Here is a 17,846-nt window from a genome sequence, read left to right as displayed (position 1 = left end):
CTCCGGCACACCCCCCTCCTCATTCAAACACGCAGCGCGGAAAGTAGAACGACACCACCCAGTTCGGCATGTCGACGATCTCGCTGATGCGGAGATCGCCGCAGACCGAGGCCAGCATATAGGCCTCGACTGGGTCGATGTGATAACGACCGGCGAGCAGGTCGACCATCTGCGCAACCGCTTCCCTGGCGCCGGTCATCAGGTCCGGACCGATGCCGGTCGTCACCTCATAGCCCTTGGCGTCGAGATGGCGCGTCACCGGGCCTGGCGTGGTGAAGCGCGGCGTCTTCAGCCTGGCATCCTTGACCAGGTCGAGCTTGAGCACGACGTCCATCGGACTTTCGATCGCCGTGCCGCAGACCTCGCCGTCACCTTGCGCGGCATGGGTGTCGCCAACCGAAAACAGCGCGCCCGCCACTTCCACCGGCAGATAGAGCGTGGTGCCGGCGGCGAGATCGCGGATGTCGAGATTGCCGCCGACGCGCCTTGGCGGCACCACCGAGTGGTGGCCCTTTTCCGCCAGCGCGTTGCCTATGGTGCCGGCGAAGGGTTTCAACGGCACACGCGCATTCTTGCCGAACAGCGCCGGCTCGAGCGAGGCAGCGTCGTATTTCCAGATGTTCAGCGCCGGCTCCTTGAAGTCGTCGGCGAGCAGCCCAAAGCCCGGAATGTTGGCCGTCCAGCCGAAGCCGGACGGCTTGAACATCTCGATCGTCACCTTCAGCGCGTCACCCGGCTCGGCGCCCTCGACGAAGATCGGCCCGGTCACCGGATTGACGGTGGCGAAGTCGAGCTTGGCGACGTCGGCGACCGTGCTGCCGGCCTGCAACTGGCCGCCGGAGGAATCGAGGCACTGGAACTCGATCGTCGAGCCGGGCGCCACCCGCTCGGCCGGGGCAAACGAATTGTCCCAGCCGAAATGATGTTGGCGCCCATGGATGGTGTAGTCGCAGTTATTGCACATCTTTTACGTACACATTGTCGTAGTTGATCGGGATATGAACCGGGTCGACATAGAGGTTGTCGGCGCCGCCCATGCGCGCCGATTTCATGGTGAAGCGCTGCTCGTTGAAGACCGGCGCCCAGGGCGCGTCTTCCATCACCTTGTCGTAGATGGCGCTCCACATCTTGTCGCGTTCGCCTGATTTAGCCGGGTCGACCACCGAGTCGGCCTCGGCCGCCTTGGCGTCGAGATCCTTGTTGCAATACCACGACCAGTTCCAGCCGCCGGGCACCGCACCGGCGCAGCCGAGGATCGGGCCGTAGAAGTTCGACGGATCCGGGAAGTCGGCGATCCAGGCCATGCCGCCGGACCAGATCATCGGTGCGCCGGCCTTGTCGCCGCCGGCGGCAATCACGTTTGCCTGCGCCAGCGACTGGATGCTGGCCTTGATGCCGATCGCCGCCAGATCCTGCTGGATCGCCTGGGCGATGCGCGGGTTGGGATCGGTGTTCATGGCAAACAGCTGTGTCTCGAAGCCGTCGGGGTGGCCAGCCTCTGCGAGCAGCGCCTTGGCCTTGGCGACGTCATAGGGATAGCCCTTGTATTCCTTGTCGTAGCCCGGCATCGACGGCGGCAGCGGCTGGTTGGCCGGCACGGCGCGGCCGTTGATGATCTGGATGACGCGCGCCTTGTTGATCGCCATGTTGACTGCCTGGCGCACCTTAACATTGTCGAACGGCGCCATGGTGGTGTTCATGGTGACATAGCCGGTGTGCAGCTGGCCGCCTTCGACGACGCGTGCCTTCTGCTCGGGATCGGCCATCACCTCCTGGAATTTTGCTGGCGGAATGCCGTCGCCGGGGACGTCGATCTCGCCCTTCTGCAGGCGCAGCAGCGCCACGATCGGCTCCTGGCCGATCTCGAAGGTGATCTTGTCCAGATGCGGCAGGCCCTTGTGCCAGTAGTCCGCATTGCGCTCGAAGACGATGCGCTGGCCGAGCGTCCACTCGGCGAGCTTGAAGGCGCCGGTGCCGACCGGATGCTTGCCGAAATCGGCGCCGTATTTCTCGACCTCTTCCTTCGGCACGACATGGGCGAAGTTGATGGCCATCACATGCAGGAAGGTGGCGTCGGGGCGGGTCAGTTCGAACTTGACCGTGTAAGGGTCGACGACAGTGACGCCGGAGAGGCTCTCGGCCTTGCCGGCGGCGACATCGTCATAGCCCTTGATCGAGCCGAAGAAGCCGGCGCCGGGGCTCTGCGTCTTCGGATTGGTGACGCGGTCGAGCGAATATTTCACGTCGTCGGCCGTCATCTCGCGGCCATTGTGGAATTTCACGCCATGGCGCAGCTTGAAGGTGAAGGTCTTGCCGTCGGGCGAAATCTCGTAGCTTTCGGCGAGGTCGGGTTTCAAATTGGTGGTGCCCGGCTCGTAGTCCATCAACCCGTCGAACAGGCTCTTGATCATCGACCAGTTCTGCCAGTCATAGCCGATCGCCGGATCGAGCGTGGCGACGTCGTCCTTGTAGGTGATGGTGATGGCGCCGCCCTGCTTGGCGTTCGGATCGACGGCGTCCTCGGCGCGAACGCTCGTCACGCCGAGCATCAGCGCCAGCGCCGATGCCGCTACCGTGGATGCGAGAAACTTTTTCATTTTTATGTTCCCTTTCTCTGTCTGGTTTTCATTTCATCTGAGCTTGATGCGGGGGTCGATGAAGGGCGCGATGATGTCGGCCAGCAGATTGCCCAGCACGATGGCGAAGGCCGACACCAGCGTCACACCCATGATGATCGGGATGTCGACGCGCTGGATGGCCTGCCAGGCGAGCTGGCCGATGCCGGGCCAGCCGAATACGCTTTCGACGACGACGATGCCGCCCATGAAGATGCCTATGTCGATGCCGATCATGGCGATCACCGGCAGGATGGCGTTGGGCAGCGCATGGCGGAACAGGATAGCTCGCCGCGCCAGGCCTTTGGCGCGGGCGGTGCGCACGTAATCCTGGCGCAGCACGTCGATCATCGACGAGCGCATCATGCGCGCGTACCAGCCGGCGCCGAGGATTCCCATGGTCAGTGACGGCAGCACCAGATGACGCCAGGTGCCGTAGCCGCCGATCGGGAACCAGCTGAGCCGCACGGCAAAGACGTAGAGCAGCAGCAGACCGACGACGAATTGCGGCGCCGAGACGCCGACGAAGGAGGCGACCATCAGCGTCTGGTCAGTGGCGGTGCCGCGCTTGACGGCGGCGATCAGGCCCATGCTCAGGCCGAGCAACAGCTCGCACAGGATGGCGCCGACCATCAGCAACAGGCTGGCCGGCAGCCGCGAAACGATCAGCTCGGTGACTTCGGAGCGCTGGATGTAGGAGCGGCCGAGATCGCCGCTGACGAGCTTCGTGAGATAGCGCCAGTACTGGACGACGAACGGCTGGTCGAGGCCGAGCTGCTGGCGGATGTTCTCGACCGTCTGCGGCGTGGCGCTGCGGCCGGCGATCTGGCGCACCGGATCGGCCGGCAGGAGATAGAGCAGCGCGAAGGTGATCAGCGAGACGCCGAGCAGGATCAGCAGCGACTGGATGAGGCGGCGGCCGAGATAGGCGATCATGCCCGGCCCCTCTGCGTCGGATCGAGAATGTCGCGCAGCGCATCGCCGATCAGGTTGAAAGCCAGCGCCAGCGCCAGGATCGCGGCACCGGGGAAGAACACCAGCCAGGGTGCGGCCTGGAAATAGGTCTGGTTCTCGAAGATGATGTTGCCCCAGGACGCCGTGGGCGGCTGGACGCCGATGCCGAGGAAAGAGAGCGTCGCCTCGAGCAGCACGGTGGTCGAGATGCCGAGCGTGCCCCAGACGATGATGGTCGGTAAGAGATGCGGCAGGATGTGGCGAAACAGGATGCGCGGCGCGCTCGCGCCGATGGTGCGTTCGGCATCGATGAACTCACGCTCCGCCAGCGATGAGGTCTCGGTGTAGATGACGCGGGCGGTCTGCACCCAGTTGACCAAAGCGATGACCATGGCGACGATCCACAGGCTGGGCTCGAACACCGCGGCCAGGCAAATGGCGAGCAGCAGTGCCGGAAACGCCATCATCAAATCGGTGAAACGCATCAGCGCGCTGCCGATCCAGCCACGGAAATAGCCGGCGACAACACCGACCAGCGTGCCAATGAACAGCGCCACGCCATTGGCGACGATGCCGATGATCAGCGAGGTGCGGGCGCCGTAGAGGATGCGGGTCAGGAGGTCGCGGCCGAGCAAGTCGGTGCCCAGCCAGAATTTTGCATCCGGCGGCAAGGGCGAGCCCTCGATGGTCAGGCCGTCGAACATCTGCTCGTTGGGATCATAGCCAGTCAGCCATGGCGCCAGCACGGCGCCGGCAACGACGATGGCGACGATGACCAGCCCGAGCAGAGCCAGACGGCGCCTGACCAGCCGGCGCCAGACGCCGGCGCGCGGCTTGACCGGCATGCGCCCTGGCGCGGTGAGATCAGGCACGATGGGACTGGTCATCGCCGCCTTCTTCCCCTGTTGCTTCTTCGCTTGTCATGGCCACGATCCGCCGCGCGGCATCCTCGACGCTGATCTGCCAGCTCATCGCCAGCGAGCGCAGCTGCGCATAGGCGCGGCCGTCATCGGCGCCTTTCGCCAGTGCCGTCACCGCGCGCACGATGGTCTGGCGCTCGGCAACGCGCTGGCGAAGCGAGGCGATCTCGCTGGCCAGGTGTTTTCGCGCCTCGAAACTCTGGCGCGCGATCAGCAGCGCGCTGTAGACGCCGGCATTGCCGACCGGCTTCAGCAGCTGCGCATCGGCCTTATGCGACAGCGCCCATTCGATGCGGCCCGGCGCCTCGGAACCGATCAGCGCCACCAGCGGCATCGGTGCCTCGCCCGGCTTCCACGGAAACTGCTCGTCAAAGCCGAGATCGGCGTCGAAGAAGACGAAATCGGCGGCCAGCGCCTCGGGCGGCAGTTCCGGCCAGCAATCCAGCGTGATCAGCCCGATGGCCGACAATTGCCTGGTGATCGCCTGCACCGTCGGATGCGGGCGATGCAGGATAAACGCCCTGGCGCCGCCGAGATTGGGGATGCGTGGGGCTCTGGTCACGACACCACCCTCAGGCGCGGGCGGCCGAATGTTTTTGCCGGGTCGTAGCGCGACAGATACGGATCCGGCGCGACTTCGTCTTCGCGGCTGACGACCTCGAAGAAGCCGTCCGCGATGCGCCCGATGATCACCGGCAGTGTCGCATGCTGCGAGTGGGCGTCGATGGCGATCGGACCGAGCCGGGTGGAGAAGCGGCGTTCGGCGAAGGCTTTGGAGAATTCCGCCGGACCGGCGTCGGGATTGCTGGAAAGCACGTCGGCCATCACCTGCACCGAGGCATAGGCGGAGGCCTCGAAGGATGAGGCAAAGGCAGCCGGGCGCGGCGCGAAATACGGCCCGACCGACAGATGTCCCTTGCCGGATTCACCGATCGCCGGCAGCTCACCTTCGGTCAGGTTGCAGGAGATGACGGGACAGGTCTCGGGACTGAAGGCGGCATCCTCGTGACCTAGGTCGCGATAGGCCGCGAGGAAGGCGTAGGACGAGGTGCCGATCAAATTGTTGAGGATGAAGTTCGGCCGCGTGGCGCGGATCTCCGCGATCAGCCGCGACACGTCGGTCTCGCCGATGCGCAGGTAGCGTTCGCCCAGCACCTTGCCGCCGGCATCCGCGATCAGGTCGCGCGCGACGCGATTCATCTCCCAGCCCCAGATGTAGTTCGAGCCGAGCAGGAAGCCGTTGGCGCCGAAACGCGGCACGACATGCGCCATCAGCGGCACCAGATGCTGGTTGGGGCAGGCGTGCATGTAGACGACATGCTCATTGGCTTCGAAGCCCTCATAGGGGCAGGCGTACCAGAGCATGCCGCCGGCTTTCTCCAAGACCGGAATGGTTTCCTTGCGGCTCCAGGAGGTGACGCAGCCGATGACATGGCGTGCGCTGCTGGTCTTGAAGATATCTTCGCAAAGCGTTGCGTAGCGGTCCGCATTGCTTTGCGGATCGCGCTCCACCGGCACCAGTTCGATGGCTGAGCTGCGATCGGCGTTGATGTCGGCTATGGCGCGCATGGCGCCGATGCGGCACGCATCGGATACGAGCTGATAGCTCCCCGAGCGGGAATACAGGATGCCGATCTCGATGCGCCGTTTCAAACAGGACCCCAAAATGACAATGCCCCGCAGCCTGCGCCGGAAGGGCGAGGCATACGAGGCATTTTTGCCGCCCGGCGATCAGAGCCGGTATTTTGCGCTAGCGTATTCGGTCCGGCGGGTCAGTCAAGCCCTCAACGACATTTGCATGACCTGCCATCGCCGTTTCGCTGCCGCCGGCTATTTGGCCGCCGGCCTCTGGCCGTGTTGGCGGGCATAGGTCACACAGGCGTCCACCGTGCTGACACAAAGCGCGTCGCGCCTGTTCGGCAAATTGTTGTCGCCGGCATAGGCAACTTCGGCGACACGGCCATCGACCATGCGAATTTGCGTATCGCAATAGCCGCCGGGAGCGACATTGACGGAGCCGCCGACCGCCGGGATCGCGCCGACCGCCAACGTCGGAACCACAATGCTGAGATTGCCGCGCTGGACGATGCGCTTGTAGGTCCAGATCTGGCCCGATTGGCCGGCGTCGGCGGTGGCGGTCGGAAACCCGGCGCACATTCGAACATCGGCTTCGCTGAGGCCGACCATCTCCTTGCGGGCAGCCGCCGCCGTTGGATCAACCTTGGCGATACGCGACGTATCGTCGGGAACGACGCAGGAAGACTGGATGCCGACACAGAGAGCAGCGAGGCCAAGCTTTCGAATGCAGGAAAATGTCATGCCGACTGTCAGATTTGCCCGATTGTCAGATTTTGCGTGGCGCCCGCCGCTCCTTTCTACCTAGGCAGACAGGCGAGCGGATCAACCCGTTCAGCTTCACGAAAAAGTGGCTGTGGCTGCATCATGGCCGGTCGGGAAGCCAACGCCCTGGCGGAAGCGGGCTCGCGCCGGAACGGCGCGCCAAGGGCCGCATCCATGGTCACCCATCAATGACCCTGCAACTGTTTCCGCCGCCAGGACGCGGGCGCTTCGCCGACCCGCGCGCGAAAGAATCGTGAAAAATACGCCGGGTCGTCGAAGCCGATCTCGTAGGCGATGTCCTCGACCGAGCGTACGGTGAACAACAGCAGCCGCTTGGCCTCCAGCAGCCGTCGCTCACTGACGACGCGTTTGACGCCGCTGCCCAGCACCGCGCGGCTGGCCTTGTCGAGAAGATGCGGCGTCGTGGCCAGCGCCTCGACGTAGCGATCAACAGGCCAGTTGTCGCGGAAATGCGCATCGGCGAGCCGGCGCAGCCCCAACGCCAGTGAGGCATCCGAAGACGCCGTGGCACCCTTTGTCTCGGGACTGAGGCGCGCGATGTGGGAGAGCGCGACGGCGATCAGCGCCTGCAGGACCCTGTCATTGCCGGCTTGCGCCTCGGCGTATTCGGCGGCGATCATCTCCAGCACCGCCGCCAATCTGGCCCACGCTGCGTGCTGCGGCAGGCCGTCGGCAAAGACCGGCCGGTCCAGCGGCAGCAGGCTGTGAGCCGCGATGGCCGCAAGCGCGCCGTCGGCGACCGAGACGACGATGGCGTCGGTGCCGGGGCCGATCGAGAAGCCGTGCACGATAGTGCTCGGCACGAAACTCACGGCAGGCGCCGAAAAGTCCCAGGATCGGTCTTCGATACGGTAGGTACCGGAGCCGCTGGTCCAGAAGGTGATCTGACCCATCTGCGGGTGCTTGTGCGCGGCGACCTCACCAAGATGGATATTGCTGCGCGCAAGCACCGTCTCGACATGCAGAAAACCGACATCGAGCGGCCGCACCGGCTCGCCATAGACGAAGAAGTCGGGGATGGATCTCTGGCTCATGACGCCGGAAAAAGTCCAATCGGTTTTGCCGTTCCGTCCATAACCGATCGATGCCCAGGGCGCTAGGGTTACGGCTTAAGAGGAGGACCATCATGCGATCAGAAGACTTCCGCACCGATAAGGCACGCCCATTCACCGGGGCCGAGTATCTGGAGAGCCTGCGCGATGGCCGCGAGGTCTATATCAACGGCGAACGCATTGCCGACGTCACCACGCATCCGGCGATGCGCAATTCGGCGCGGTCGCTGGCGCGCCTCTACGACGCCCTGCATGATCCAAGGCGGCGGGACGCGCTGACCTCGCCGACCGACACCGGCTCGGGCGGCTACACCCACAAATATTTCCGCGTTGCCAAGTCTTCCGCCGAGCTTGTTGCCCAGCAGGCGGCGATCGCGGAGTGGTCGCGCATGTCCTATGGCTGGATGGGCCGCACGCCCGACTACAAGGCGGCGCTGATGAACACGCTCGGCGCCAATGCCGACTGGTACGGGCCGTTCAAGGACAATGCCCTGTCCTGGCACAAACGCGCGCAGGAAGCCGCGTTGTTCATGAACCACGCCATCGTCAACCCGCCGATCGACCGCCACAAGCCGGCCGAACAGGTGAAGGACGTCTTCGTCCACATCACCAGGGAGACGGACGCCGGCATCTACGTGTCCGGCGCCAAGGTGGTGGCGACGTCCTCGGCGCTGACGCACTACAATTTCCTGGCGCAAGGGTCGGCGACGGTGACCGAGGATCCGTCGCTGTCGGTGATGTTCATCGTGCCGATGAATGCGCCGGGGATAAAGATGTTCTGCCGCGTCTCCTACGAGCAGACGGCCAACACGGTGGCGGCACCCTTCGACTATCCGCTGTCGTCGCGCTTCGACGAGAACGACGCGATCCTGGTGCTCGACAATGTCTTCATCCCCTGGGAGGACGTTCTGGTGCTGCGCGATGCGCAAAAAATCCTGTCCTTTCATCCGGCCTCCGGCTTCATGCACGGCTACTGCTTCCAGGGCTGCACGCGCTTCGCCGTCAAGCTCGACTTCCTCGCCGGCCTGCTGGCCAAGGCGCTGCGCGCCACCGGCGGCGATGCTTTCCGCGGCAACCAGGCGGCACTGGGCGAGGTCATTGCGCTCAGGCACATGTTCTGGAGCTTTTCCAACGCCATGGCCTACAACCCGATCCCGTGGGCGAATGGCGCGGTGCTGCCCAATCTGGAAGCCGCGCTTGCCTACCGCACCTTCATGTCGGAAGCCTATCCGCGCGTCATCGACACCGTGCGCCGGGTGATCGCCTCGGGGCTGATCTACCTACCGTCGTCGGTGCGCGACTTCAACAACCCCGAGATCGACAAATATCTGGCGCAATATGTGCGCGGCTCCAACGATATGGGCCACATCGAACGCATCAAGATCATGAAGCTGTTGTGGGATGCGACCGGCACCGAGTTCGGCGGCCGCCACGCGCTCTATGAGCTCAACTATGCCGGTGCGCCGGAAGAGGTACGGCTGCAGGTGCTGAAAGGCGCCGAGCGCGGCGGGCGGCTGAAGGCGATGGAAGAGCTGGTCGACACCTGCATGGCCGATTATGACGAGAATGGCTGGACCGGCGATACCTGGTTCAATCCGCTTGTCTCAACGGCCGAGTGAAATCACATGGCCACGCAGATTTCGAAAGCCGATTTCCGCGACGCCATGGCGAGGGTCTGCGCGCCGGTCAACATCGTCACCACAGACGGGCCGGCAGGACGCGGCGGCTTCACCGCCACCGCCATGTGCAGCGTCTCCGACGAGCCGCCGACGCTGCTCGTGTGCATGAACGGGCGCTCGACGCAGGCCGCCATGTTCCTGTCCAACCGGCGCTTCTGCGTCAACGTGCTGACGCATGACCACATGCATCTGGCGGGAAAGTTCGCCGGCGCGACCAGGGACATGGAGGCGCGCTACGCCTCGGCGCGTTGGCAGACGCTGACCTCCGGCACGCCGGCGCTGTCGGATGCGATCGTCAACTTCGATTGCGAGATCGAGACTGTGCATGTCGTCGGCACGCACAATGTCATGATCGGCCGCGTCATCGATGTCCGGCACGGCAGCGGCGGCTCGGCCCTGCTCTATGTCGACCGGAATTATACGCAGCCGACACGGTTGGGCAGCTTTGGCGGGTGAGCCTGGACGAAACGGCCAGGACCGACCGCTCAGCTCTCGCCGTCGATCAAGCTCTCCAAGAGGTCAAGGAGCTGCTCCAGCTTCTCATGCCCAAAACGCTGTTCGATGTCGTCATAGATGACGCGACGCTCGGGCGACAGGGCGTCGATCAGGGCGGAGCCGGCAGGCGCAATGGTCAGCACGACGCGGCGGCCGTCGCCTTCGGCCTTGTTGCGGGTGATGAATTTGCGTCCCTCGAGCGCCTTGATGATGCGCGTCAGGCTGGGCGGCAAAACCGAGGCGCGATCGGCAAGTTCCGTCGCCTCGACCGGGCCGGCTTCGCTGAGCACACGCAGCACGCGCCATTGCTGTTCGGTCACGTCATGCGCCGCAAGCATCGGCCGAAACCGCGCCATCACCGCTTCGCGGGCATGAAGCAGCGCCATCGGCAGGGAACGACGGGTATTTTCAGGCAGCAAAAAAGAGCCTCCCACGCTTGCGATCGAAACAGGCCTTCCCTCGGCCGAATCCGCCAGCCGGGGCCCGTTCCTGCCATCCCGTATCGTTGCGCCAAGGCCGATGCAAGACTTGACTTCGCGGATGCCGCATGTAATTAACGCGTTAACTACAACAAAGCAATAACCCAGGGAAACGAAGCGCCGTGCCTCACTTCTCCATCGAGTATTCGGCCAATCTCGATGCCAAGGTCGATATGGACGAATTGTGCGCGCTGGTGTTGCGCACAGTGCTGGATACCGGGCTGTTCGAGACCGGCGCCGTGCGGGTGCGGGCCTTTCGCGCCGAGGCCTACGCGATGGCCGACAGCCTGCCGGAAAACGCTTTTCTCGACATGTCGTTTCGCATCGGCACCGGCCGCAGCCCGGACGAGAAGAAGCGGACCGGCGAGGCTGTCTTCGCGGCGGTGAGCGAATACCTTGCCGCCCTGTTCGAGACCCCGCATTTCGCCCTGTCGCTCGAAATCCGGGAAATCGACCCGGTGCTCAGCTGGAAGAAAAACGCAATCCACCCGCGGCTGCGCGGCAAGTGACGGAACCCGACATGTCCGACCTGCAAGGCAATCTGAAAAAGGCCGAGGCCTATCTGGCCCGCTTCAAGCGCGATGGCGTTTTGAACCAGATCGGCGGCGAGGCGGTGCCGGCCCTCGATGGCGCGACGTTCGAAACGCTGTCGCCGGTCGACCTCAAGCCGCTGGCAAGCGTCGCGCGCGGCGGCGCCGCCGACATCGACCGCGCCGCCAAGGCGGCGAAGGCGGCGTTCCCAGCCTGGGCGGCCATGCCTGGCGAGGCACGCAAGAAGCTGCTGCACAAAATCGCCGACGCAATCGAAGCGCGCGCCGAGGAGATCGCTTTTGTCGAATGCATGGATACCGGCCAGGCGCTGAAGTTCATGGCCAAGGCAGCGCTGCGCGGTGCCGAGAATTTCCGTTTCTTCGCCGACCGCGCGCCCGAAGCGCGCGACGGCGAGACACTGCGTACGACAGGCCAGGTCAATATGACGACGCGCGTTCCGATCGGCCCGGTCGGCATCATCACGCCGTGGAACACACCGTTCATGCTGTCGACGTGGAAGATTGCGCCAGCGCTGGCGGCCGGATGCACCGTGGTTCATAAGCCGGCTGAATTCTCGCCGCTGACCGCCCGCCTGCTGGTCGAGATCGCCGAGGAGGCCGGCCTGCCGAAAGGCGTATGGAACCTGGTCAACGGCCTTGGTGAAGACGCCGGCAAGGCGCTGACCGAGCATCCCGACATCAGGGCGATCGGTTTTGTCGGCGAAAGCCGCACCGGTTCGATGATCATGAAGCAAGGCGCCGGCACGCTGAAGCGCGTGCATTTCGAGCTTGGCGGCAAGAACCCTGTGATCGTCTTTGCCGACGCCGATCTCGAGCGCGCCGCCGACGCCGCCGTATTCATGATCTATTCGCTGAATGGCGAGCGCTGCACCTCGTCGTCGCGGCTTCTGGTCGAAGCCTCGATCTATGAAAGCTTCACCGCCAAAGTCGCGGAGAGGGCGAAGCGCATCGTCGTCGGCCACCCGCTCGATCCGAAAACGGTGGTCGGGCCGCTGATCCATCCGGTGCATGAAAAGAAGGTGCTGTCCTATATCGACATCGGCAGGTCGGAGGGGGCGACGCTGGCCGTCGGCGGCGGCAAGGTCGATGGACCGGGAGGCGGCTGTTATGTCGGCCCGACCCTGTTCACCAACGTGACCAACGGCATGCGCATCGCGCAGGAGGAGATTTTCGGGCCGGTGCTGAGCGCCATTGCGTTCAACGACGAGGCGGAAGCGCTGGCGCTGGCCAACGACACGCAATACGGCCTGACCGGCTATCTCTGGACCTCTGACGTCACCCGCGCCTTCCGTTTCACCGATGCGCTGGAGGCCGGCATGATCTGGGTTAACTCCGAGAACGTGCGGCATTTGCCGACCCCCTTCGGCGGCGTCAAGAATTCCGGCATCGGCCGCGACGGCGGCGACCATTCCTTCGACTTCTACATGGAGACGAAGAACGTCGCCTTCGCGACGACGGCGCACGCGATCCAGAAACTCGGCGGCTGACCGGAGGAAATCGGATGCCCTTGCCCAAACCCAATCTCTACCCCGCCTTCAACATCGTGCGCCTCAGCCATGTCGAGTTGGCTGTCACCGACCTCGCCAAATCCCGCGCCTTCTATGTCGACACGCTCGGCCTGCAGGTTACCGACGAGACATCAGGCGCCATCTACCTGCGCGCCATGGAGGAACGTGGCCATCACTGCATCGTGCTGCGCAAGGCGACGACGCCGGAAGCGCGCGACCTCGGCTTCAAGGTCTTTTCGGACGAGGACCTCGACAAGGCCGAGTATTTCTTCAAGGGCAAGGGCCTGCCGGTGGAATGGGTCGAGCGGCCCTACCAGTCGCGCACTTTTCGGACGCGCGACCCGCACGGGATTCCGCTGGAGTTCTATGCCCAGATGGAAAGGCTGCCGCCGATCCATCAGAAATATGCGCTCTACAAGGGCGTCAAGCCGCTGCGCATCGACCACTTCAACTGCTTCTCGCCCAATGTCGACGAGTCCGTCGCCTTCTACAACGAGCTCGGTTTTCGCGTCACCGAATACACCGAGGATGCCGCAACCGGGAAGCTTTGGGCAGCTTGGACGCACCGCAAGGGCGGCGTCCACGACATCGCGTTCACCAACGGCATCGGCCCGCGCCTGCATCATGTCGCCTTCTGGGTGCCGACGCCGCTCAACATCATCGACCTGCTCGACCTGATGGCGACCACGGGCTATTTGCCGAACATCGAACGCGGCCCCGGCCGGCACGGCATTTCCAACGCCTTCTTCCTTTATGTCCGCGACCCGGACAACCACCGCATCGAGATCTACTGCTCGGACTACCAGACGGTCGATCCCGACCTCGAGCCGATCAAGTGGGACCTCAAGGACCCGCAGCGCCAGACGCTGTGGGGCGCACCGGCGCCGAAAAGCTGGTTCGAGGAGGGCAGTGCGTTTGCCGGGGCGGAGGCGCGCCAGCCGGATTTGGCGGCTTCGCCGATCATTGCGCCGTGAGTGGATTCTAATCGATGTCAGCGTTCCTTCGCGCCCCCCTCTGTCTTGCCGGACATCTCCCCCTCAAGGGGGGAGATTGGCTAGGCCCATGGTCAGCGCCTCTCTTGCAGCGTTGGAAATTGGCGAAGGCAGAGATGACATCCGATCTCCCCCCAGGAGGGGGAGATGTCCGGCAGGACAGAGGGGGGCGCCGTAGAGCTCCAACCTCGCCCACCACCATCGCCGGAGCCGCAGCATGAACCACGCACGGCTCGCCACCTTCACCGTCGGCGGCAAGGCGCGCTATGGCGCGGTCACCAGCAAGGGTGTCGTCGACCTGTCGGCGCGCCACGGCCAGTGGCCGACGCTGCGGGAGGTGATCGAGGCCGGCGCCTTGCGGCGGCTGGCGGAAGAGGCAGAGGCCTTCCCAGTCGATTTCCCGCTCGACGCCATTGCCTACGAAATTCCGATCCCTTCGCCGGAAAAGATCATCTGCGTCGGCGTCAACTACCCCGACCGCAACGAGGAGTACAAGGACGGCCAGGCAGCACCCTCGAATCCGTCGCTGTTCGTCCGTTTTCCCCGCTCCTTCGTCGGCCATGGCGCGCCGCTGGTGCGGCCGCCGGAATCCCCGCAGCTCGATTATGAGGGTGAAATCGTCATCGTCATCGGCAAGGCGGGCCGGCGCATCGCCGAGGCCAACGCGCTCAGCCATATTGCGGCACTGTCGCTGTGCAATGAAGGTACCATCCGCGATTGGGTGCGGCATGCCAAGTTCAACGTCACGCAAGGCAAGAATTTCGACCGCAGCGGCTCGATCGGCCCTTGGCTGGTGCCGTTCACCGACGCGGAGCAGATCGCCGACATCGCGCTGACCGCCCGCGTCAATGGCGAAATCCGCCAGCAGGACCGCACCAGCCGGATGATCTTCTCGTTTCGCAAGATTATCGCCTATGTCTCGACCTTCACCACGCTGGTGCCGGGCGACATCATCGTCACCGGCACGCCGACGGGCGCCGGCGCCCGCTTCGAGCCGCCGATCTGGCTGAAGCCGGGCGATGTGATCGAGGTGGAGGCCGATGGCATTGGCATGCTTCAAAACAGCGTCGTCGACGAGGAAGCAGCATGACCCCGGAGCAAGTGGAAGACGCCGCGGCACGGCTGTTCGAGGCCGAGCGCTCACGCCGCCAGATCCGGCTGCTCAGCCTCGATTTTCCCGAGGCGACGATGGAGGATGCCTATCGCGTGCAGGCAGCGCTGGTGACGCGCAAGATCGATGCCGGGCTGAAGCCGAAGGGCTGGAAGATCGGCCTCACCTCCAAGGCGATGCAATATGCGCTCGCCATCGACACGCCGGATTCGGGCGTGCTGTTCGACGACATGTTCTTCGACGATGGCGCGACCATTCCCGCCGGCCGCTTTATCCAGCCGCGCGTCGAGGCCGAGATCGCCTTCATTATGAAGGCGCCGCTGAAAGGCCCCGGCGTGACGATCTTCGACGTGTTCAACGCCACCGACTACATCACGCCGGCGCTCGAAATCCTCGATACGCGCATCGAGCGCGTCAATGCCGAGACCAAGAAGGCGCGTACCTTCTTCGACACGATTTCGGACAATGCCGCCAATGCCGGCATCGTCATCGGCGGCCGGCCGCAGCGGCCTGATGAAGCCGACATGCGCTGGATCGGCGCCATCGTCTCGCGCAATGCCGAGGTCGAGGAGACCGGGCTTGGCGCCGGCGTGCTCAACCATCCGGCGATGGGCATTGCCTGGCTGGCCGACAGGCTCGCCCGCTACGGCATGTCGATCGCTGCCGGCGAGGTCGTTCTCTCCGGGTCGTTCGTGCGTCCGGTCGAGGCGCGACCCGGCGACACGATCGTCGCCGATTTCGGCAGTTCGGGCACGGTCAGCATCCATTTCGCGAAGGGCTGACGGTTCCGCCAGTTCTTATCAATCGGCCCTATTCGCCATGCAGATAGGCAATCACCACATCGGCTGCGATGGCCGACATGCGCAGGCCGACCTCCCTGGTGATGTCGCCTTCGACGCGGCTCTGCACCCAGCCGAGGAAGGCGAAGGCCCGCAAGGCAGAAAACAGCGGCAGCGCGGCGATGTCGCGCGCCGTCAGTTCGCGCTCCTGCCGATAGCCCTTGAGCAAAGCGGCCTCGATCAGCGGATAGATCGCCTCATCGCGGTTCTGGTAAAGCGCGACGGCAAGGTCGTACATGTGCCAGCCATGGCCGCAATCGTCGAAGTCGATGATGCGGATCGCACCATCATGGACGAGCACATTCTCGCGCACCAGGTCGGCGTGGATGATGCCGAAATTGCGGGCACTGCGTTCATACGTCAATAGCGCGCGCACGGCCTTTTCGCGCGCCCGCAAAACCAGCTCCCGGCGAGGACCGTCGAGGAAGGGCGAGGTCTCGAAACGCCCCCAATTCGGGTTCGCGCCGAAGAAGCCGTCGAAATCCCAGGCATGGCGGGCAAAGCCGGACGGAGGCGTCCAGGCTGCTGTGACATTGTGCATGTGGGCGATGGTTCGCCCGATCTCGGTAAAGATCTGTCTTGCCTGCTCGGGCGTAAAATCCAGCGGCACGCCTCGCGCGCCGACGGCGCGGCCTTCCAGCCAGCTCAGGCAATCGACTTGCCGGGGTTGCATTGAGGCGTTCGCGCTGACAAGCACGAACAGATCGCCAGCCGGCGTGGCGACCGCAGATGGCGTGGCGATGCCGGCCGATTGCAGAAAACCCATCCATTGCAGTTCCGAGCGCAGGGCGGCGTCCGTGTGATAGCCAAACCGGTGAATGCGCATGGCGGCCGGCTGGCCATCGGGCAGACGGATCCGGAAGACCGCGTTCTCGCGGAATTTCAGCAGCTCCGGCTCACCCTCATCAATGCCCCAATGGGCGAGCGCGCGCCTGGCCAGCGCCGTGACGTCGGCTGCCGTCTCGGGTTCGGATTGCGCGGAGACTGCGCTCACGCCTTCACTCCGCGGACTTCGCCAAGCACTTCGTCGAGGACGCCGATCAGGAAGTCGGCATTGTCGCGGGAGAACGGCATTGGCGGGCGGATCTTCAACACATTGCCGTGGATGCCGGTCTTGCCCATCAGCACGCCGCGCTGGCGCATCCGGTTGGCGACCTGCTCGGCAATGTCGGGCGCCGGTTCGCGCGTCTTGCGGTCGTGAACCAGTTCGGCGCCGAAGAACAGGCCAGCGCCCCTGACCTCGCCGATACATTCATGGCGATCGGCGAGCGGGCGCAGCAGGTTGAGTGCATAGGCGCCGACGTCACGCGCGTTGGCAACGAGATCTTCCTGCTCGATGACGTCGAGAACGGCATTGGCCACCGCGCAGGAAACCGGATTGCCGCCGAAGGTGTTGAAATAACGGAAGGCGTTGCGGAAGGTCGCCAATATCTCCCTTGATGTGACCACGGCGGCGATTGGATGGCCGTTGCCCATCGGCTTGCCCATGGTGACGATGTCGGGAACGAAACCGGCGCGCTGGTGGCCCCAGAAATGACTGCCGGTGCGGCCGAAACCAGGCTGCACCTCGTCGGCGATGACCAGTCCGCCGGCGTCACGCACCGCGCGCATCGCGTCGTCGAAAAAGCCGGATGGGAGCGTCGGAAAGCCTTCATTGGCGAGCAGCGGACAAAGGATGATGCCGGACAGGCCGATACCGTCCTTTGCCAGCGCGGCGATGGCTTCGCGCACCGCGTCGCCAAAGGCTTTGCCGGTGGCCATCGCAGCCGGATGGCGATAGCTGTCAGGCGCCGGCACCAGCCTGACGTGGCGGGCGCGGCCGCCGACCGGCGGCATGCGGGTGCTGAGCTGCGAAACCGCCGCGGTGTTGCCATGATAGGTGGCGTCGGTGGCGATGATGCCCATGCGGCCGGTGGCGGCCTGCGCCATGCGCAGCGCGATGTCGTTGGCCTCACTGCCGGTGCAGGTCAGGATGGCGGTCGGCAGGCTGGCATCGAAGGTCGCGGTCAGCCGCTCGACATAGTCGAGGATGGCGGTGTGCAGATAGCGCGTGTGGGTGTTGAGCAGGCTTGCCTGCCGGCACAGGGCCTCGACCACATAGGGGTGGCAGTGGCCGACATGGGCGACATTGTTGTACGCGTCGAGATATTTGCGGCCGTCGGCATCGTAGAGCCAGACGCCTTCGCCGCGCACCAGGTGCACGGGCTCGTCATAGAACAATTGCGATTTCGCACCGAGCAGGCGCGAGCGCCGGCTAACCAGCGCTTCTTGCGGTTGAGTCATTGCGTCT

The 17,846-nt window shown here is 64.5% G+C and carries 18 protein-coding genes; 7 read left to right on the top strand and 11 right to left on the bottom strand.

Annotated features, from left to right (window positions below; translation table 11 throughout):
- Window positions 1–19: 19 nt before the first annotated feature.
- The 8 genes from EN932_RS00250 to EN932_RS00215 all read right to left on the bottom strand — a co-directional run bounded on the left by EN932_RS00250 (window position 20) and on the right by EN932_RS00215 (window position 7,884).
- On the bottom strand, window positions 20–964 hold the full coding sequence (locus EN932_RS00250) for an acetamidase/formamidase family protein (protein WP_024502120.1): 945 nt from the start codon (window positions 962–964) through the stop codon (window positions 20–22).
- Complete coding sequence (locus EN932_RS00245) at window positions 954–2,597, bottom strand: ABC transporter substrate-binding protein (RefSeq protein WP_127369941.1); 1,644 nt, start codon at window positions 2,595–2,597, stop codon at window positions 954–956. Before EN932_RS00245 ends, EN932_RS00250 begins: the two co-directional genes overlap by 11 nt.
- Window positions 2,598–2,630: 33 nt before the next feature.
- Window positions 2,631–3,551: an ABC transporter permease gene (locus tag EN932_RS00240; protein WP_024502122.1), complete on the bottom strand. Its 921-nt coding sequence runs from the start codon at window positions 3,549–3,551 to the stop codon at window positions 2,631–2,633.
- Entirely contained in the window at window positions 3,548–4,414 is an 867-nt protein-coding gene (locus EN932_RS00235; RefSeq protein ID WP_128278528.1) for an ABC transporter permease, read from the bottom strand. Before EN932_RS00235 ends, EN932_RS00240 begins: the two co-directional genes overlap by 4 nt.
- Before the next feature lie 19 nt (window positions 4,415–4,433).
- Complete coding sequence (locus EN932_RS00230) at window positions 4,434–5,051, bottom strand: ANTAR domain-containing protein (RefSeq protein WP_013528536.1); 618 nt, start codon at window positions 5,049–5,051, stop codon at window positions 4,434–4,436.
- Entirely contained in the window at window positions 5,048–6,142 is a 1,095-nt protein-coding gene (locus tag EN932_RS00225; RefSeq protein ID WP_127368860.1) for a transporter substrate-binding protein, read from the bottom strand. The genes EN932_RS00230 and EN932_RS00225 overlap by 4 nt, the downstream gene beginning before the upstream one ends.
- Before the next feature lie 177 nt (window positions 6,143–6,319).
- A complete protein-coding gene (locus tag EN932_RS00220) occupies window positions 6,320–6,808 on the bottom strand; it encodes a hypothetical protein (RefSeq protein WP_127368861.1) in 489 nt (162 codons plus the stop codon).
- Between the two features lie 206 nt (window positions 6,809–7,014).
- Complete coding sequence (locus EN932_RS00215) at window positions 7,015–7,884, bottom strand: helix-turn-helix domain-containing protein (RefSeq protein WP_063170920.1); 870 nt, start codon at window positions 7,882–7,884, stop codon at window positions 7,015–7,017.
- A 92-nt stretch (window positions 7,885–7,976) separates the two neighbouring features.
- On the opposite strand from EN932_RS00215, the gene EN932_RS00210 reads away from it, so the two are divergent.
- Both EN932_RS00210 and EN932_RS00205 read left to right on the top strand, forming a co-directional pair.
- Window positions 7,977–9,521: a 4-hydroxyphenylacetate 3-hydroxylase N-terminal domain-containing protein gene (locus tag EN932_RS00210; protein ID WP_127368862.1), complete on the top strand. Its 1,545-nt coding sequence runs from the start codon at window positions 7,977–7,979 to the stop codon at window positions 9,519–9,521.
- Window positions 9,522–9,527: 6 nt separating this feature from the next.
- Entirely contained in the window at window positions 9,528–10,037 is a 510-nt protein-coding gene (locus tag EN932_RS00205) for a flavin reductase (protein ID WP_013528541.1), read from the top strand.
- Window positions 10,038–10,066: 29 nt separating this feature from the next.
- Here the strand turns inward: EN932_RS00205 and hpaR are convergent, their stop codons facing one another.
- Window positions 10,067–10,462, bottom strand: a complete 396-nt coding sequence (gene hpaR / locus EN932_RS00200; RefSeq protein ID WP_224620863.1) for a homoprotocatechuate degradation operon regulator HpaR — start codon at window positions 10,460–10,462, stop codon at window positions 10,067–10,069.
- A gap of 215 nt (window positions 10,463–10,677) precedes the next feature.
- On the opposite strand from hpaR, the gene EN932_RS00195 reads away from it, so the two are divergent.
- The 5 genes from EN932_RS00195 (at window position 10,678) to hpaH (ending at window position 15,499) form a co-directional block, all read left to right on the top strand.
- Entirely contained in the window at window positions 10,678–11,064 is a 387-nt protein-coding gene (locus tag EN932_RS00195) for a 5-carboxymethyl-2-hydroxymuconate Delta-isomerase (RefSeq protein ID WP_127368863.1), read from the top strand.
- Window positions 11,065–11,075: 11 nt separating this feature from the next.
- Window positions 11,076–12,593 (top strand): 5-carboxymethyl-2-hydroxymuconate semialdehyde dehydrogenase, encoded by a 1,518-nt coding sequence (gene hpaE / locus EN932_RS00190; protein WP_127368864.1) that lies wholly within the window; start codon window positions 11,076–11,078, stop codon window positions 12,591–12,593.
- A gap of 14 nt (window positions 12,594–12,607) precedes the next feature.
- Window positions 12,608–13,588: a 3,4-dihydroxyphenylacetate 2,3-dioxygenase gene (gene hpaD / locus EN932_RS00185; RefSeq protein ID WP_063169700.1), complete on the top strand. Its 981-nt coding sequence runs from the start codon at window positions 12,608–12,610 to the stop codon at window positions 13,586–13,588.
- 235 nt (window positions 13,589–13,823) lie between these two features.
- Window positions 13,824–14,696 (top strand): fumarylacetoacetate hydrolase family protein, encoded by an 873-nt coding sequence (locus tag EN932_RS00180; RefSeq protein WP_127384723.1) that lies wholly within the window; start codon window positions 13,824–13,826, stop codon window positions 14,694–14,696.
- The gene (hpaH, locus tag EN932_RS00175; RefSeq protein ID WP_127370161.1) at window positions 14,693–15,499 is read left to right on the top strand and encodes a 2-oxo-hept-4-ene-1,7-dioate hydratase; all 807 of its coding nucleotides are present in this window, start codon (window positions 14,693–14,695) and stop codon (window positions 15,497–15,499) included. The genes EN932_RS00180 and hpaH overlap by 4 nt, the downstream gene beginning before the upstream one ends.
- A gap of 28 nt (window positions 15,500–15,527) precedes the next feature.
- Here the strand turns inward: hpaH and EN932_RS00170 are convergent, their stop codons facing one another.
- Together EN932_RS00170 and EN932_RS00165 are read right to left on the bottom strand one after the other, a co-directional pair.
- Window positions 15,528–16,550 (bottom strand): phosphotransferase, encoded by a 1,023-nt coding sequence (locus tag EN932_RS00170; protein WP_127370162.1) that lies wholly within the window; start codon window positions 16,548–16,550, stop codon window positions 15,528–15,530.
- Window positions 16,547–17,839 (bottom strand): aminotransferase class III-fold pyridoxal phosphate-dependent enzyme, encoded by a 1,293-nt coding sequence (locus tag EN932_RS00165; protein WP_127388305.1) that lies wholly within the window; start codon window positions 17,837–17,839, stop codon window positions 16,547–16,549. Before EN932_RS00165 ends, EN932_RS00170 begins: the two co-directional genes overlap by 4 nt.
- Window positions 17,840–17,846 lie beyond the last annotated feature (7 nt).

The organism is Mesorhizobium sp. M7A.F.Ca.US.002.01.1.1 (genome assembly GCF_004022955.1).
GTDB classification, from domain to species: Bacteria; Pseudomonadota; Alphaproteobacteria; order Rhizobiales; family Rhizobiaceae; genus Mesorhizobium; species Mesorhizobium ciceri.
Note: the sequence above shows the minus strand (reverse complement) of the source record. Positions and strands in the feature narration are given on the sequence as shown.

Excerpts from the sequence above, each read along its gene's own strand:
- EN932_RS00250 (WP_024502120.1), bottom strand. The coding sequence starts at position 964 with ATGTGCAATAACTGCGACTACACCATCCATGGGCGCCAACATCATTTC.
- EN932_RS00245 (WP_127369941.1), bottom strand. The coding sequence starts at position 2,597 with ATGAAAAAGTTTCTCGCATCCACGGTAGCGGCATCGGCGCTGGCGCTG.
- EN932_RS00240 (WP_024502122.1), bottom strand. The coding sequence starts at position 3,551 with ATGATCGCCTATCTCGGCCGCCGCCTCATCCAGTCGCTGCTGATCCTG.
- EN932_RS00235 (WP_128278528.1), bottom strand. The coding sequence starts at position 4,414 with ATGCCGGTCAAGCCGCGCGCCGGCGTCTGGCGCCGGCTGGTCAGGCGC.
- EN932_RS00220 (WP_127368861.1), bottom strand. The coding sequence starts at position 6,808 with ATGACATTTTCCTGCATTCGAAAGCTTGGCCTCGCTGCTCTCTGTGTC.
- EN932_RS00215 (WP_063170920.1), bottom strand. The coding sequence starts at position 7,884 with ATGAGCCAGAGATCCATCCCCGACTTCTTCGTCTATGGCGAGCCGGTG.
- EN932_RS00210 (WP_127368862.1), top strand. The coding sequence starts at position 7,977 with ATGCGATCAGAAGACTTCCGCACCGATAAGGCACGCCCATTCACCGGG.
- EN932_RS00205 (WP_013528541.1), top strand. The coding sequence starts at position 9,528 with ATGGCCACGCAGATTTCGAAAGCCGATTTCCGCGACGCCATGGCGAGG.
- hpaR (WP_224620863.1), bottom strand. The coding sequence starts at position 10,462 with ATGGCGCTGCTTCATGCCCGCGAAGCGGTGATGGCGCGGTTTCGGCCG.
- hpaE (WP_127368864.1), top strand. The coding sequence starts at position 11,076 with ATGTCCGACCTGCAAGGCAATCTGAAAAAGGCCGAGGCCTATCTGGCC.
- hpaD (WP_063169700.1), top strand. The coding sequence starts at position 12,608 with ATGCCCTTGCCCAAACCCAATCTCTACCCCGCCTTCAACATCGTGCGC.
- EN932_RS00180 (WP_127384723.1), top strand. The coding sequence starts at position 13,824 with ATGAACCACGCACGGCTCGCCACCTTCACCGTCGGCGGCAAGGCGCGC.
- hpaH (WP_127370161.1), top strand. The coding sequence starts at position 14,693 with ATGACCCCGGAGCAAGTGGAAGACGCCGCGGCACGGCTGTTCGAGGCC.
- EN932_RS00165 (WP_127388305.1), bottom strand. The coding sequence starts at position 17,839 with ATGACTCAACCGCAAGAAGCGCTGGTTAGCCGGCGCTCGCGCCTGCTC.